Raw genomic sequence first — 15,812 nt, 5'->3', positions numbered from 1 at the left:
TTTTTCGATAACTAAAAACTGAATGACCGTCTTACTATTACTAACGAATATAGACCAGCAAAAGATGTGCCGAGGAAACGGTAAATACAGCTGGTCATAAAAATGAAAGTAAATGCTGAAGGAATCAGAAAATTACTTCTGTTAGACAACATTTTTTGCACTTAGCGCATCTCGCTAGCTGTATATAACAATCACAAAATGAAAACAGATTAATCAATCTCAAGAGGGCATCCAAATGAGCACAGAAACTCCAACGCTCGAATCCTTGCAAGCCGCGCTCGATGCGCAGCAGGCAGTATTCGAAATGCATCAATCGATGAATGTCGAAGTGTTTTACTGGTGGTGTACTGCCATCATGGTTATGATCCATGCAGGGTTCCTTGCTTACGAAATGGGAGCGTCGCGCAGTAAAAACGCGCTAGCAGCAGGCATTAAAAACGTATTAGCCCTTGCGGTTATTATTCCGACGTTCTACCTGTTCGGCTGGTGGATTTACAACGCATTCCCAGGTGGTCTTATTCCTGCTGAAGCATCTGCTGCTCTTCCTTGGGCGCAAAGCATGGGGCCAGACGTACAAGACATGGGCACAGGTATCTTCTGGGCTGCATTCGCATTGTTCGGCGCGACAACGGGTTCGATCCTTTCCGGTGCCGTTATCGAGCGTATCCGCGTCAGTGCTTTCTTGATTCTTACTGTTGTTCTAGGTAGCGCGGTTTGGATTCTTGCAGGTGCTTGGGGCTGGCATCCAGACGGTTGGTTGTTGACTGAACTGGGTTACCACGATGTAGGTGCATCCGGTGTTGTTCACGCTGTCGCTGGTTTCTTCACTCTAGGTGTTCTAATGAACCTTGGCGCACGTAAAGGCAAGTTCATCAATGGCATCGCTCAAGCGATTCCACCTCATAACCTACCAATGACACTTATCGGCCTTATGATGATCATCTTCGGTTTCTTCGGATTCCTAGGCGGCTGTATCATCTTTAACGGTGGTGAAACAGGTTGGACGACAATTTACAACACTCCTACAAACCTATCTGCATTCGCGTTCAATACACTAATGGGCTTCGCAGGTGGTGTGATCGGTTGTTACATTGCTAGCCGCGATCCTTTCTGGACGATGTCTGGCGGTCTATGTGGCATCATCTCGGTTGCTGCTGGTCTTGATCTTTACGATCCAGGTCTTGCTTTCATCATTGCGACAACGATGGGCTTCATTGCTGTTAAAGCGGCACAAACTCTTGAAAAAGCAGGAATCGACGACGCTGTTGGCGCAGTTACGGTTCACGGTTTTGTTGGCTTCGTTGCGGTTATCCTAGTCGGTGTATTCGCCGGTGGTACGCCAAACGTAGACGGCAACCCAGAGATCTCTCTATACGGACAAACTGTTTCTGCTCTGGTTATGGCAGTTGTTGGCTTCCTACCAGGTTACCTAATCTCTTACGCGCTTAAGAAAGCGGACATGCTACGTGTTCCAGATAAAGCCGAAGACATTGGTATCGACGAAGTTGAGATTCTGGCGAAACCTTACCCAGAAACTGACGTTCCAGCTAAAACTAGCTTAGAAACTCAAGGAGCTTAATCATGGGTACATCTATTACTTCATGGGAAAACGTATCAGCTTACTTCACATTTGCTGACAACCCGCTTGCTCTTGTTCTATTCAGCATTGGCGCAGCGGCGATCGTAGCGGGCTTAATCTCTACGATCAAAAAGCACGAAGACAAGGCGTTTGAAGAGTACAAATAATAAATAGTGCTCGCGCTCTCCCACCTCCCTAAGTGGGAGAGCGTTTTTTCACTTAAGCTCATATCGTTTCACTTTTAGTTCACAGCATTTTTGATAGACAAAACCCCGTAAAACAAACAACTTACTTCGGCAAAGATGCAATAAAAACAGGTGAAAAAACACAATTTATATGTAATAAGTAAACATATTGAGCATCTACCACCACTCGATATACAGATTCCCATTATTTCCTTTAATATTAATTAAATAGAGAAAACAGAGACTCGGCTATGAGCACACCTTCTTTTCAGTTTCGCCATACAGTCGGTGAAAAGACATTCGGTTTTAGAGATCTCAAAGAGTTAATGGCAAAAGCAACGCCTGCACGCTCTGGAGACCGATTAGCAGGTGTCGCGGCAGATAACGCAGAAGAACGCGCTATTGCTCAAATGACATTGGCCGATGTACCACTAAAGCAGTTTCTTGAAGACTTGCTCATCCCATATGAAGACGATGAAATCACACGCCTGATTATTGATGAACACAGCAAAGAAGCGTTTTCCCCTATTTCTCATTTAACGGTCGGCGGATTTCGTGATTGGCTTCTCAGTGACTTAGCAAGCCCCGCTGTACTCAAACAAATCCGTGCGGGTGTTACACCGGAAATGGCGGCTGCTGTTAGCAAGATCATGCGCAATCAAGATCTCATTTTGGTAGCCAAAAAATGTCACGTTACTACGGCGTTTCGCAACACCATTGGCCTCCCCGGACATCTATCGACGCGCTTACAACCGAATCATCCGACTGACGACTTAACAGGCATCGCAGCCAGCATGCTAGATGGCCTTCTCTATGCCAACGGTGATGCGGTTATTGGGATAAACCCCGCGACAGATAACGTGGCTCAAGCGTGTCGTCTTATCAAAATGATGGGGGACGTCATTGATCAATATGAAATCCCAACCCAGTCGTGTGTCTTAACCCACGTAACAAATACGATCGAAGCCATTGAACAAGGCGCGCCTGTGGATTTGGTGTTTCAATCCATTGGTGGGACACAAGCCACCAATGACAGTTTTGGGTTTAACCTAAACACCCTTGCAGAAGCGCACGATGCGGCACTTTCTCTCAATCGCGGTACGGTCGGCAACAATGTTATGTACTTTGAAACCGGTCAGGGAAGCTCTTTATCCGCCAATGCTCATCATAACGTTGACCAGCAAACCTGCGAAACGCGTGCATACGCGGTTGCTCGAAAATTTAATCCGTTATTGGTAAATACCGTTGTTGGCTTTATCGGGCCAGAATACCTCTACGACGGAAAAGAAATCATCCGTGCCGGTCTTGAAGACCATTTTTGCGCCAAGCTCCTCGGCGTACCGATGGGATGCGATGTTTGCTACACCAACCATGCGGACGCAGACCAAAATGATATGGACAACTTGCTTACGTTATTAGGCGTCGCTGGTTGTACCTTTATTATGGGAATACCGGGCTCTGATGACATCATGCTCAACTATCAAACAACCTCTTTTCATGATGCGTTGTATGCGCGTCGAGCTCTCGGTTTAAAGCCCGCACCTGAATTCAACGAATGGCTCAAAAAAGTTGAGATATTCCAAAATAACGATCACTTTACGCTGAACCATCAAGTGCCCGATGCGTTCCATCAGTCACTTAATCGTTTGATCGGAAGACATTAGGATAAAAAGATGAGCAAAGAATTTTCTGAAGAAACACAGAGTAACTTTCCCCGCCATCCGATTGAAGACGCAGTCGTAGAAAACCCGTGGGAACGTCTGCGCTCCTTTACAGACGCGCGCATCGGCCTTGGTCGTGCAGGGGTGAGCGTGCCAACCAAACACTTAATGAGCTTCCAACTTGCTCACGCAAAAGCCCAAGATGCCGTCCATACGCCACTTAACTCAGACGAGCTCATCAAACATTTAGAAGCTCAAGCGTGGAACCCAAGCAATACTGTCCTCAAGCTTCACAGTAAGGCTAGCGATCGACCTGAGTACTTACAACGCCCTGATTACGGCCGCATGTTAGACGAGCGCTCCGTCGAACAGCTTACACAATACCGTTCGAACACGAATGAAGAATACGATCTTGCCTTTGCCATCGTCGATGGGTTGTCTGCCTTTGCCATTGAAGAAAATATCACGCCGTTCTTGAGCACCCTAGTGCCTCAGTTAACCTCTCAAGCAGAACCTTGGAACATTGCTCCGTTGTGTGTTGTCGAACAAGGTCGAGTTGCCATCGGCGACCATATTGGTGAATTGCTTAATGCAAAATGTGTTGTTGTGCTGGTAGGAGAAAGACCGGGGTTAAGTTCACCCGACAGTATGGGCTTGTACTTAACATGGGCGCCTAAAACGGGTTTGACCGACGCGTATCGAAACTGCATCTCAAATATTCGTATGGCAGGCCTAAGCTACTCTGATGCGAGTTATAAAACTCTGTATTTACTGACAGAAGCGCGCACTAAGAAATTGTCTGGCGTTAACTTAAAGGACCGAACAGGCGATGAAGTCCTTGAACACGACGGCGGTGTTGAAAATTTTCTAATTTCTTAAAGTGTTTCATCACAAAGTCGGTATCGAGAGGATTTACAGCAATGAATAGGGTTGCTACTCTCTCGTTTTTCTCTGCTTATGGATTCAATAATGCTAAAGGCAACATTAGACGACGCTCTATACCTGTTTAAGAAACACCAAAAAGACTTTTTGCTGCTTTCGGTCTTTATGAGCGTTGTCTACTACGTAATAGAAATTGCATTGCTTGGTGGTATTTCAAGTGACATTAGCGCCTCAGAAGACAGTATGACGGCAGAGTCACTCATGTTGCCCATATTGGTTTCAACCATTGTTGGTTTTTTATTCAGCGCACTCGCCATTTCCTATGTCGCTTCCGTTCGTCGCGGAACGCCCAGCATCAAAAACAGCTTGCTGATTGGCATGAGTAAAATCTTCCCCATTGTGATGGTGTATTTACTCGGTGGTTTAGCCATCACATCAGGACTGATGCTGTTTATTGTCCCCGGTATCATTTTAATGGTGCGTTTCTCGTTGTCGGCCTACTATGTTGTGCTCAGCAATATGGATGCTGTGTCTGCGTTAAAAGCGAGCTGGCAAAAAACGAAGGGCTATTTCAAAATCATTCTTATCGCCTATGTCGCGATGTTTGTATCCAATATTGCGTTAAGTGAAATTGAATCCTTCATTATCGAACTGCTGCCAGCACTGAAATACCTAACCCATTTTCTGTATATGGTCGTCGCTGAAATTGTTACGATAATTATGACTATTTTTATCTATCGCATATTCAGTTATTCCGAAGATTAATGTGAAAAAAGCGATGAGTTAACGCTCATCGCTTTGCGTAATTACAGCTAATGTTATCGTTCTAGCCAACCTCAACAGCCGACCGGATCTTCGTTAATACCAAGCAATGACGACAGAGACCATTCTCCCGGATTCAACACAAACCCGTGAGACAGGCTTAGACCGGATATAATCTCCATATCACCATGAGGTTGCCCAACAACTGAAACCTCATAGTCTTCACTGACAATTTCATCACCTTGTCGTAATTTCTCGACGGCACCCTCATCGTAAACAACCAACACTATTGGCTCAGCACCACGGATTGAGATTCCTTCTCCGTTAAAGTCGCCCGCAGCAATTCTTATTGTGCTTCGGTAGCACAGAAAACTGCTGTCTTTTCGGACAAAATCCCCTTTTCCGGCCAGCCCCCTTAAATACAGTAAAGAACCCACTGTCGGAGACTTAATAGAAACCACGCCCAATGCATCTTCTGGAATCGCGAAGGGCATTTTAACGGTTCCTGAGGAACTCGCTGGGAGACTCAACATCGATAGTACGATCATGATTGCAGACAATAGACGAGACCGCACCACACTCAATGTTGTGCTTTGCTTCTTTGTCCTGTCGGACATTGTTTCTAGACATTCGATATTGAAAGAATAATGTTGCATGCTGTTACCTCATTTTGTGGAGCATCAACCTATTTTGACCAATCGCATTGGGCTGCTACTAACTCCATTTCAATGAGGCTAGAATGTGACTAAATGCACTAAAATACGTCCTTATGCACGATTGAGGACGTTTTAGATCACGATATAAGACACGCTTCGCACTCATTTATTACGAAGGACACGTTATGATCGCTATTCCGCTTCCATTTGTCGTCGCTCTGTTACTTTCTATATTGGCAATGGTGATGTATTTCAGGGATGAGAAAGATGAACGCCCTGCATTTTTATTTCTGACCTTGTGTGCACTGACCACGACTATTGTTGGTCTGCGATGGTCGACAGACATCACTTTATTTAGGTTTCTACAGCCTATTTTGGCGTCACTTATTCCTGCGACAGCGTGGTATTGTTTTGCACGCGCACACCGTAAAACAGGCTTTAGCTACTGGCACTTTGTTCCACCCGTTTTTCTGTTTGTCGCGTCGTTCACCTACCCATTTTGGCGACCGCCTCTCGATCCGATTCTAACGACTCTTTATGCCGTATATGGAATTGCATTGCTTAGACTGTCCATAAAACAAGAAAATATCCCGACACACGTTCGTCTTGGCGACATTCCTAATGCAATAAAAGCAGAAAGAGCCGCCGGAATAATGCTGCTGTTGTCCGCTATGATAGACGGGGCTTTTGCTGTCGATTTCGCTGTATTTGACGGTCGACATTCCATGCTCATACTCACATTTGGACACGCTCTCATCCTGCCACTTTTAGCCATTTCAGTCGTAAGAATCAGTGTGAGTATTCACTCCGATTCCAGTCATGATGACACTGAAGAGCTAGCGCCGATAAGTGAAGAAAGCTCTGCCACGGTGACATTAAAAGAAAAAGCCACAAAGGCAGACGCAAACAGTAACTCGCTCTCAGAGGAAGAAGCCAATGCCATTGTCGAAAATATCGATCGCTATATGAAAGACAGACAAGTTTATTTGGATCCCGACCTCACACTGGATCGTTTGGCTAGAAAGGTGTGTATTCCTGCTAGACAAATTTCCGCAGCCATTAACTTGATACACCAAAGAAACGTATCACAGGTCATTAATGAATATCGTATCGCCCATGCTCAAGCACTTCTCCTTGATACAGACGATACGATTACTCAGGTGTATTTAAATTCCGGGTTTCAGACGAAATCGAACTTTAACCGAGAGTTTTCTCGGGTGGTGGAACGAACACCAAGCGCTTATCGGCGTGAGGTTAAAAACACACTGACGTCGCGATAAATTGCATCGTGCATTTGTTCGCGCGTTTTAATTGTTCCATCCAAACAGATTATGCCGTCTCCAGAGAGTTCCTCTTCTAATATCTGGTAGGCATTCGGCTTACATAGCTGCACAAAGCTAAAATGTGTTGCCTCGGGGTAGACTTTATATTGCACTGAGTCACGTGGTAATTTTCTCGCAATGTGCCCAGACTCCTTGTCCTCAGACAAATAATCAATAGCACCACCTTCAACCGAAAGAGCCCCAATATCAATACCCGCACTCAGAACTAAAACAGACCTATTAATTTGCTCTAAACTTTCGTCAGAAAACGAATGTGCTCCCCCCAAATCAAGGCTCACAAACGATTGAATGCGACGGTCTGTCAAAACACGATTGAGGGGCTTCGCTATGTCAAATCTCATTTCCTCACTCACGCTTTCTACAAGAGGACTTGGATGCTTATCGTGATATTGACGCATCGATGCGTAATCTACTGTCGCCCCAGCCAATAACATAACAGTCCAGCCGCCCAAAGAGTGACCAATAACGCTGATGTTAGAGTCGTCTATGCTTGCTTGCCAATCACTTTCTTTTTGTAACCAAGTCAACAAACGAGAGATGTCTACTGGTCGCTCCCACCATTGTTCTGCATCGATTTTATCGTGTCGAAAACTTGAGGTTCCCGGATGGTCTACTGCCGCGACCAAATAGCCTTGTTGCACCAAGCGGGTCGCCAACCAATTTAGATTACGCCAGTTTCCGTGATAACCATGAGAAAGTAATACGAGAGGGTAGCGATCTAATTTCGGAGCCGCATTTTTAACCGCATACGTCCCTTTGAACACAATATTGTCTGCGATCTTAGACTGCGGCTCACTCTGTTCTGTGGCGTACCATATCGTTGCGTCCAACGGTCGCGTAGAGTCAGAATAAACGGGGGTATGCGTCAAGCCAACGTTATCGGCTATCGCGGACGAGATCAGTAGGCTCGTAATCAGCCCAGATAAGAATATTTTTATAACTGTGTGCATTGTTGCTCCAAAGGTCATTAATCGATGAGTCGCAACAATATTGGAAGGAAAACCAGGAACGGACGACCTGAAATAGGATTCAGGCCGTTCTCAATCGCGTTTTAGGACATTTTAGCGGAAAAGTTCTAAGGTTCGTCGGGGTTCGGTACCACAGGACAATTCACCACAATGCGCGTACGCTCGATCGTTACAAGCCCTTTTCGCTCAGCGGCATAAATATCGCCTTCCGATTTCAATTCATAAGCCTTAGAAGAATCAACCCATTTTACCCAATACATAAGCCAGAGTGGTGAGTACTGCTCGTCCGTACTTTCAGGGCCAACCGGCCACGGTGCAGAAGGAAACACGTTGCGTTGCTCTCCGCCGGGGAAACCATAAACACGCTCTAACGCGGTTTTTACTTGAGGCGGTTTAGGGTAACGAGGAATGGCGTCTCGCAAACGCGGTGCATAGTTTGCTTTCATTTGTTTCGCCATTGCTTTATCGGATACATCAGTCGTTATATAAAATACTTCTTTTCCTTCATACCATGCACTGAACACAGGTATACGTATTTGCGTTGATTTATCTTTATACGGTTGATATGAACAAGCTGTCAAAAAAACAGCCAGCAAGCAGGATAAAACGAATTTGGTCTTCATAACACATCCCTTAGTGGTCGCGACATTAATTACAATGCTAGTGGCACTTTCTATGTATGCCTTTGGTCTAAGAGTATAGTGGCTTTGGGAAGGGATTCTAAGGTTTTCTCACACTCAATTCGCCAATATCTTAATACTTACCCTTGATTAAGATCACGTTGCGACATAAACAATTCCGATACAGTCTCACCAGTACTTTGAATAAGCGGCTTCTCAAAGGGTCTTAATAGAGAGCGCCTCAGTAGAAAGCACCTTAGTAGACATCCATTTGTGTAATACACTCATTAGGATTTGTATTGTATGCAATCACCTCATGTTCGTTTAATACCCGCTTCTCTCTCCGTTCTATCCGCCTTAATATTGTGGTTTATTATCCCGGTACCCAATGGCGTTGATGTCAATGCTTGGCATTTACTCGCTCTATTTGTCGCAACAATTATTGCCATTATTGGTAAAGCTATGCCAATTGGTGCGGTTGCGCTTATTGCCATTTTCTTTGTCGCTTTTACTGGCGTAACCAGCAACAGTCCGTCTCAAGCTATCAAAGATGCGTTGAGCGGCTTTTCAAGCTCTCTTATTTGGTTGATTGGTATTGCCATTATCATTTCGAGAGGGCTCGCGAAAACTGGCTTAGGACAGCGCATTGGCTATTACTTTATTTCGATCTTCGGCAAACGAACATTAGGCGTTGGTTATGCTTTAGCTCTTTCTGAATTGGTACTCGCTCCAGTCACACCGAGCAATACGGCACGAGGGGGTGGGATTGTTCACCCTATTATGAGGTCCATTGCCGAGAGTTTTCATTCCTCCGCTGAAGAAGGGTCTCAACGAAAAATTGGTCACTATCTGGCTCTCGTGAATTACCATACCAACCCCATTACGTCCGCCATGTTTATTACTGCGACCGCCCCAAATCCGCTGATCGTAAAGCTGATCGCTGATGCCACCGGAGCAGAAATCAGTATCTCTTGGGGTACGTGGGCATTGGCGGCTTTAGTTCCAGGATTGCTATGTCTATTACTCATGCCATTAGTGCTCTACTTCCTCTATCCTCCAGAAATTAAACACACACCGGATGCGACAAAGTTTGCCCAACAAAAATTGCGAGCAATGGGGAAAACCAGCACCCAAGAGAAGATCATGATCGCAGTGTTTACTCTACTTCTCGTACTCTGGACAGGACTGCCTGCGGCGCTGTTTGGTGATGACTTTAAAGTACACACTACGACGACTGCGATGCTAGGGCTCAGTGTGCTTCTCGTGACTGGCGTACTGACGTGGGACGACGTTTTAAAAGAAAAATCTGCTTGGGATACAATCACTTGGTTCGCAGCCCTCATTATGATGGCAACGTATCTCAATAAACTTGGGTTAATCGCTTGGTTTTCTGGCGTTGTCGAAACAAACATTACTCATCTTGGGCTGGGGTGGATCCCTTCTATTTCTATATTGGTCTTAATTTACTTCTACACACACTACTTTTTTGCCAGCACGACCGCGCATATTACCGCCATGTTCGCCGCTATTTTCGCTGCAGGTATTGCGCTGGGTGCGCCGCCACTCATACTAGGCTTACTTATGGCCGCAGCGTCTTCTCTGATGATGTCTTTAACTCATTATGCTACTGGCACCTCTCCCATTATTTTCGGATCTGGCTATGTTTCAATGGGTGACTGGTGGAAAGCAGGCTTTGTTATGAGCGTGGTAAATCTCGGAATTTGGTGTATCGCCGGAGGTCTATGGTGGAAAGCGCTAGGGTATTGGTAGTGTTTCAAAAACAAGGCGGACGTCAATCCCAATTACCCAAGGAGTCATCCTAATACATTGCTCCTAAATTCAGATAATAAGTGCGGCACTGCAAAACAGGTGTAGAAGAAGCCAACAGTTGAAGTTGGTACACTTCTTTTCACCACAAAAACAAGCAGTACAAACATGAATTATCAGCAGTTGACCGAAGGGGAAACTATGCCAGATTTCAGCTCTTTTAGAACAAAAAAATGTCATTGTCCGATATCACTAATGCCATTAAGTGCCATAAAGCCACGGTTTATAGTGAAATAAAGCGTAACAGGCAAGCGAAACACTATTGCCCTAAGGAAGCACATTCTTTTTGCCTAACAAGACGAAAGAGGTCTGAAAAGTATCGAATACCAACAAAAACGATCAATTATATACGGACTCTTATTGAGGTTGATTGGAGTCCAGAGCAAGTATCTAACGTATTGAGACTATGTGGCGTTCCAGTCAGTCATGAGTGGAATCAGTACATTCATGATGATAAAAGGCTCAAAGGAGCACTTTACGACACTTAAGACAGGGTCATAAGCGCTATCGGAAAGGCAAACGAACAAAAGGTATTCATAGAAGAGCGTCCTGATATTGTCGATACGCGTAAACGTTTTGGAGATTGGGAGATAGACACGCTTTTACGTAAAAGTGGAACAGGCTCGATTGTCACGCAACTTGAGCGAAAGACGCGTTTTTACTTGATAAAGAAAGTGAATTCGAGGTATGTGCAAAAGACCTAGCCGATGGTCTGCATACTCCTGTAGAAATAAACTGGACGGCAAAATAACGACGTCAATAACTGTGTTTAAAAAAGGCTAGACGCTCTACTGCCGAAATTTTAAATCACGCTATTAAACTGCCGTTACAAAAGTAGGTCTGACAGCACATTAAGCATGCTAGGTCTACTTTTCCTTCGCTCATTATCGACACAGATTGACCACCCAAAGGGAACCATTTAGTCATACGACCTACTTAAAGTTTAAACACTTCATTAGGTATAATCACTGTGGCTGCATTTACACCGACTCATGCCCTTGTTCGATCTCGTACATTTGCTCATCCGACACCTTCGGAACACGCTCACAAACCTATCCACAGCCTAGATGATACCGAAGTAGCTCTCCGTAAGAACCAGCTCAAAAAGCGATTGGTCGATCTGACTCAATCGGATAACGCTCTCAATCAAAGTGCACAGCGACATCTACGCTTTGACCGTACGGTAAATTTTGAAGGCGCGAGCGGCGCACTCTACTCTCAGATTCGAAAAACCGATTTAGCTCAATTTAAAGGAGCAGTAGAGATTGTAGCTCAATACGGTCTCACGTTTGCTGCCCCTGATCGCCCTACGAAAGATCATTTAAAGCAATTGACCATGGCCAACGATTTAGAGTCTGATTACCTCCGAGACAGACCTTCATTCGATTATCAGGATGCCTGTGACGCAGTCTATAAATCGGCTGTTGGTCAACGCCGTAAGCCCGTCTTATTCGTTAACAGTAGACATGCGGCGGGACAGATTTTGGAACATTTTAGAGGAACGAAAGACATTGCTGGCACACCGGAGCAACATATCGAAAAACACTTAAAGCCTTTGAAAAACAGTATGTATGCGTTGGAATTTCAGCATCAAGCGAGTGTCGGAGCCGCTCGTAAATTAGTCGACGTTTATGGTGCTCGACCTTCTGCATTTTCCGTTACATCGACAGATCAAACCCAGAATTTTACTCCCAACCCCAACATCAACAATCAAAAGCTCCTCGAATCGTTTCAATCCGTTTCACACAATATCAGTGACCGACTTAGGGCTATCCCGGATGATATCGGCCCCGCAAAGCTTGCACACGCCGCTGCCGATTTAGTGGATCAACTGATTGATGTATTTGATGCAAAAGAGACCATGGATGCACACAATCAGAATCCCATCCTTGCCAACAGCTTATCTACGATGAAGAACATTGCAGATTCATTGCCGGAGCTTTGTCATGACAGTCGAAAATTCAATACGGCTTATCAAGCACTGATCGAGGAGCTTCAAGTCAGCCTGAGCACAACAAAGCCCTACAACAGTGAAGATTTCCATCAGGTATCCAAACAGCTCTTAACGTCCGACTGTCTACCATCAACCGTGCCAACACCACCAGTTCACCTAGTCAGTTCAGGTATGGGAGCGCTCGCATTGGGTTTTGAGATTGCCGAACAGCTTACTGGAAAAGCCAATATCGAAGAGTTGTCTTCCAAAAAGCACGGCACCAGCCCTGTCTATTATGAAGTAGATCAGCTCAGGTATCACCGAATGGTGGAATCTGACAACGCGGATACTGTCTATGCGACACTCAATCACAGTACGCCGAGAAAAAACGGTGACTCACCATGGGGGATCGACGCACTGTCTTCCTCTTTAAGCCAGAAACTGGCGCAACGAGACCTCAAAGATACCTCCAATCAACCTCTGTATTGCATTCTTGATGCGACGTTAGAAAAACGCGGTGATATCGATACGCTCTGCCAGCGTTTTGGAGATGAGGTGGCTCAGAATAAGCTAAAAATCATTGTTTGTAAGAGTTACCAAAAATACGCAAACCTTGGATCGGCAAAAGTGATGGCTGGGGGCATTGGTATGATTTCGGCGAACGATTCAGACAACAAGCTCGTCAATCAATACTTAAACGACATAGAGAAAGATCTAAATTTGATCGACAACAACGATGCTCAATTGCTCGTTCATATGCTTGGGTGTCGAGAGCATGAATTTAATTTGCTGGATCGCGCCGTTGAAAACAGCGCCTTTTCAGCCAACAACCTGTTCAGCGGACAAAATGAGCATCAAGCCTTTGATTACAATGAAGCGCATCTGCCGTTTGGCGCATTAATACAGGAAAGTCAGCCTCATTCTCTGTCTTTACACCTTGAAGCAGGTTCAAAAAACATTCCTCTTAGTCGAAGCAGTCACTTCAGCGATTTATATACTCCTTCAAGGGACAGTTTTGGTTTTAATCAGACCACCAGAACCATGACTCCAATAGACAATCAAGTGGCAACCAGACTGTCTTTCGGGCAAGAGAGTCAGTCCGAGCTTGTTGAACAACTCTATGCTCCTAGCCTTTTAATGAAGAAAGACCGACAACAGTGGAGCTGCGATCAAGCCCAAACGTTGATACATAGCATTGCCAATGATGCAATCAAATCGGTACGTATTCCCTCACATGTAAAACCTGCACTTTGGCAAAAACTTCACGTTGCCGCGCAACTGGAAAAACCCAAAGTCGGCGATTCTGAAAGGCTAAACAGCTCACTCGATTCTCAGCATTTAAAGCCACTTCTAAACGGCGCGCGAGGATATACTCTCAATAAAATAACGTCTGTTATGAACCACTTGGGAGAGCTCATCATGCATTCAACCAAGCCAGAGCAATGGACAATAGGAAAAGATCGGCCCATCGTTGACGAGTTATTGAGCGGCTTGATTCAATCAGGTCTACCAGGGGTGTCTTCTTCGGGACGCTCTGGCGTTTTGGCGCTGCAAGCACACATGAGCATGGCAGATATGAAAAGTACGTCCAAGAATCAGCAATTACGAGGACTGCAATCTCTTACCTCGGCTATTCAGCGGCTCCCCGGTTGGTCGGGGATCCCACAACAGCTCCTTACGATCCCAGATGGCGTTTTCCAACAAGCTGCCCTGCCTCAAAAAGAAGCCACACTGAGTGTCATGTTTAGTACCCTAGACAACACCACACAACTGGATTTAATGCAGCGACTCATTGACAAAGGTGATCTGAATAAAGCAACAGCTTGCCTAGAACGGTTCGAGAAGCATGAACATACACCACCTGAAAACTTCCATTCAACATCAGGCAGCGATATCCAAACCATCAACGACACAGAGCAAAACAGAATGGACAGTAAACTGAGACAACTTAGAATGGATCTCGGCTATACAAACTAACACTTCACCATCCGCTCGCTTGCCTGCAACATCGAATGCAGCAAAACGTTTGCACCTACTGCGCATTGCTCGGGTGAGCTGTATTCGATTTCATTGTGACTAATGCCATTTTTACACGGAATAAAAATCATCCCGGTCGGTACCAAATCCGCCATATAGCAAGCATCGTGCCCCGCTCCAGAATAAATGTCCATGTGGCTATAACCAAGTAACTCCGTCGCCGCTTTTACATCATCCGATGCACTAAACTCAACAGGGGCGAAGTACCAAAATGGGTCAACTTTGATACCAATATCTCGGTCTCGTGATACGTTCTCACAAAATGAAATGAGCTCTTGATGCATGGTAAGAAGTGTATCTGACGAAGGATTGCGCAGTTCGGCACTGAAAGTCACCTTGCCCGGTATGGTATTTCTAGAGTTCGGATAAACCTGCATAAACCCCGTCGTTCCCAAGCCATTTTCATGTCGCAATGCTATTTGCTCTAGTTCCGCGATGATGAGAGACGCTGGCACCATTGCATCTTTTCTCAAATGCATGGGCGTCGTACCGGAATGACTCTCTCGCCCATTCACCTCAACATTGTACCAACGAATACCTTGGCCTAATCGCACAACGCCAATGGCTTTATTTTCGTCTTCTAGTATGGGGCCTTGCTCTATATGCGCTTCAAAAAAGGCACCGATATGACGACTGCCTATTTCTTCCTTACCTAAGTAGCCAATTCGTTTCAATTCATCGCCAAGTTGAACGCCATTTTCATCGGTTTTGTTTAATTCCGTCGCTAAATCAAATCGCCCAGCATACACACCGGAGCCTTGCATCGCGGGCTGAAACCTTGACCCTTCTTCATTGGTCCAAACAGAAAACTCCATTGCCGTAGGCGTTTGTATGTTATTTTCATGTAGCGTCCGCAGTACCTCAACGCCAGCCAGAACACCAAACACACCGTCAAATTTACCTCCCGTAGGTTGTGTATCTAAGTGACTGCCCGTTGCAACCGCTGGGGCTCGGTTGTCCTTTCCCGATCGTCTGGCAAATATATTACCTATTTTATCGATATAAACGTCACAACCCGCTTCTTTACACCAAGAAACGAATAAATCTCTGGCTTGTTTATCGAGATCGGTTCCCGCAAGCCGGTTACAACCTCCGTTTTTTGTGGCACCGATTTTAGCCATTTCCATCAAAGACGCCCAAAGACGTTCCTGATTGATCCGTAAATTTGACATTTTTTTACTCCCATCCACGATGGAAGATGAGCAGCAACAAGTAGGCCAATTTAAGACGTAGACTCGATTCAAAACGTGCGTTTTCTTTAAAGAGCCATCAAAGGAAGAAAGCAAACGAAAACATCAAAGAGCAGAAAATATACAAAAGAAATTAAGAAACGGCATTTGATATTCGTCTGTACGGCAA

General features: G+C 45.2%; 12 protein-coding genes and 1 pseudogene. 9 read left to right on the top strand and 4 right to left on the bottom strand.

Annotation, left to right across the window (positions count from 1 at the left end; translation table 11 throughout):
- The first annotated feature begins 235 nt into the window (after positions 1-235).
- The 5 genes from DFP79_RS15460 to DFP79_RS15445 all read left to right on the top strand — a co-directional run bounded on the left by DFP79_RS15460 (position 236) and on the right by DFP79_RS15445 (position 5,072).
- Positions 236-1,579 carry an ammonium transporter gene (locus tag DFP79_RS15460; RefSeq protein WP_133504853.1) on the top strand — a complete coding sequence of 448 codons (1,344 nt, stop codon included), beginning with the start codon at positions 236-238 and terminating at the stop codon, positions 1,577-1,579.
- A 2-nt stretch (positions 1,580-1,581) separates the two neighbouring features.
- Entirely contained in the window at positions 1,582-1,746 is a 165-nt protein-coding gene (locus tag DFP79_RS17905; RefSeq protein WP_166637718.1) for a hypothetical protein, read from the top strand.
- A gap of 269 nt (positions 1,747-2,015) precedes the next feature.
- Complete coding sequence (locus DFP79_RS15455) at positions 2,016-3,428, top strand: ethanolamine ammonia-lyase subunit EutB (protein ID WP_133504852.1); 1,413 nt, start codon at positions 2,016-2,018, stop codon at positions 3,426-3,428.
- A gap of 9 nt (positions 3,429-3,437) precedes the next feature.
- Positions 3,438-4,304 (top strand): ethanolamine ammonia-lyase subunit EutC, encoded by an 867-nt coding sequence (gene eutC / locus DFP79_RS15450; RefSeq protein WP_133504851.1) that lies wholly within the window; start codon positions 3,438-3,440, stop codon positions 4,302-4,304.
- A 90-nt stretch (positions 4,305-4,394) separates the two neighbouring features.
- The gene (locus DFP79_RS15445; protein WP_133504850.1) at positions 4,395-5,072 is read left to right on the top strand and encodes a hypothetical protein; all 678 of its coding nucleotides are present in this window, start codon (positions 4,395-4,397) and stop codon (positions 5,070-5,072) included.
- Positions 5,073-5,143: 71 nt separating this feature from the next.
- On the opposite strand, the gene DFP79_RS15440 is transcribed toward DFP79_RS15445, so the two are convergent.
- Positions 5,144-5,725 carry a hypothetical protein gene (locus tag DFP79_RS15440; RefSeq protein WP_133504849.1) on the bottom strand — a complete coding sequence of 194 codons (582 nt, stop codon included), beginning with the start codon at positions 5,723-5,725 and terminating at the stop codon, positions 5,144-5,146.
- A 185-nt stretch (positions 5,726-5,910) separates the two neighbouring features.
- Between DFP79_RS15440 and DFP79_RS15435 the strand changes: the two genes are divergently transcribed.
- Positions 5,911-7,005 (top strand): helix-turn-helix domain-containing protein, encoded by a 1,095-nt coding sequence (locus DFP79_RS15435; protein ID WP_133504848.1) that lies wholly within the window; start codon positions 5,911-5,913, stop codon positions 7,003-7,005.
- Here DFP79_RS15435 and DFP79_RS15430 read toward each other — a convergent pair.
- Together DFP79_RS15430 and DFP79_RS15425 are read right to left on the bottom strand one after the other, a co-directional pair.
- Entirely contained in the window at positions 6,966-8,018 is a 1,053-nt protein-coding gene (locus DFP79_RS15430; protein WP_133504847.1) for an alpha/beta hydrolase family protein, read from the bottom strand. The two genes, DFP79_RS15435 and DFP79_RS15430, sit on opposite strands and share 40 nt — an antisense overlap.
- A 125-nt stretch (positions 8,019-8,143) precedes the next feature.
- Complete coding sequence (locus DFP79_RS15425) at positions 8,144-8,659, bottom strand: DUF7482 domain-containing protein (RefSeq protein WP_133504846.1); 516 nt, start codon at positions 8,657-8,659, stop codon at positions 8,144-8,146.
- Between the two features lie 300 nt (positions 8,660-8,959).
- Between DFP79_RS15425 and DFP79_RS15420 the strand changes: the two genes are divergently transcribed.
- The 3 genes and pseudogenes from DFP79_RS15420 (at position 8,960) to DFP79_RS15410 (ending at position 14,393) form a co-directional block, all read left to right on the top strand.
- Positions 8,960-10,426 carry an anion permease gene (locus DFP79_RS15420; protein WP_133504845.1) on the top strand — a complete coding sequence of 489 codons (1,467 nt, stop codon included), beginning with the start codon at positions 8,960-8,962 and terminating at the stop codon, positions 10,424-10,426.
- A 165-nt stretch (positions 10,427-10,591) separates the two neighbouring features.
- Positions 10,592-11,169, top strand: a pseudogene (locus DFP79_RS18265) (IS30 family transposase); the annotation flags it as partial.
- 284 nt (positions 11,170-11,453) lie between these two features.
- Positions 11,454-14,393, top strand: coding sequence for a hypothetical protein (locus DFP79_RS15410; RefSeq protein ID WP_133504844.1), 2,940 nt, complete (start codon positions 11,454-11,456; stop codon positions 14,391-14,393).
- Here DFP79_RS15410 and DFP79_RS15405 read toward each other — a convergent pair.
- Positions 14,390-15,625, bottom strand: a complete 1,236-nt coding sequence (locus DFP79_RS15405) for a Zn-dependent hydrolase (protein WP_133504843.1) — start codon at positions 15,623-15,625, stop codon at positions 14,390-14,392. The two genes, DFP79_RS15410 and DFP79_RS15405, sit on opposite strands and share 4 nt — an antisense overlap.
- Positions 15,626-15,812 lie beyond the last annotated feature (187 nt).

The organism is Marinomonas balearica (genome assembly GCF_004362145.1).
In the GTDB taxonomy this organism is placed as follows: Bacteria; Pseudomonadota; Gammaproteobacteria; order Pseudomonadales; family Marinomonadaceae; genus Marinomonas; species Marinomonas balearica.
Note: the sequence above shows the minus strand (reverse complement) of the source record. Positions and strands in the feature narration are given on the sequence as shown.

Coding starts and splice junctions, on each gene's coding strand:
- DFP79_RS15460 (WP_133504853.1), top strand. CDS start 236: ATGAGCACAGAAACTCCAACGCTCGAATCCTTGCAAGCCGCGCTCGAT.
- DFP79_RS17905 (WP_166637718.1), top strand. CDS start 1,582: ATGGGTACATCTATTACTTCATGGGAAAACGTATCAGCTTACTTCACA.
- DFP79_RS15455 (WP_133504852.1), top strand. CDS start 2,016: ATGAGCACACCTTCTTTTCAGTTTCGCCATACAGTCGGTGAAAAGACA.
- eutC (WP_133504851.1), top strand. CDS start 3,438: ATGAGCAAAGAATTTTCTGAAGAAACACAGAGTAACTTTCCCCGCCAT.
- DFP79_RS15445 (WP_133504850.1), top strand. CDS start 4,395: ATGCTAAAGGCAACATTAGACGACGCTCTATACCTGTTTAAGAAACAC.
- DFP79_RS15440 (WP_133504849.1), bottom strand. CDS start 5,725: ATGCAACATTATTCTTTCAATATCGAATGTCTAGAAACAATGTCCGAC.
- DFP79_RS15435 (WP_133504848.1), top strand. CDS start 5,911: ATGATCGCTATTCCGCTTCCATTTGTCGTCGCTCTGTTACTTTCTATA.
- DFP79_RS15430 (WP_133504847.1), bottom strand. CDS start 8,018: ATGCACACAGTTATAAAAATATTCTTATCTGGGCTGATTACGAGCCTA.
- DFP79_RS15425 (WP_133504846.1), bottom strand. CDS start 8,659: ATGAAGACCAAATTCGTTTTATCCTGCTTGCTGGCTGTTTTTTTGACA.
- DFP79_RS15420 (WP_133504845.1), top strand. CDS start 8,960: ATGCAATCACCTCATGTTCGTTTAATACCCGCTTCTCTCTCCGTTCTA.
- DFP79_RS15405 (WP_133504843.1), bottom strand. CDS start 15,625: ATGTCAAATTTACGGATCAATCAGGAACGTCTTTGGGCGTCTTTGATG.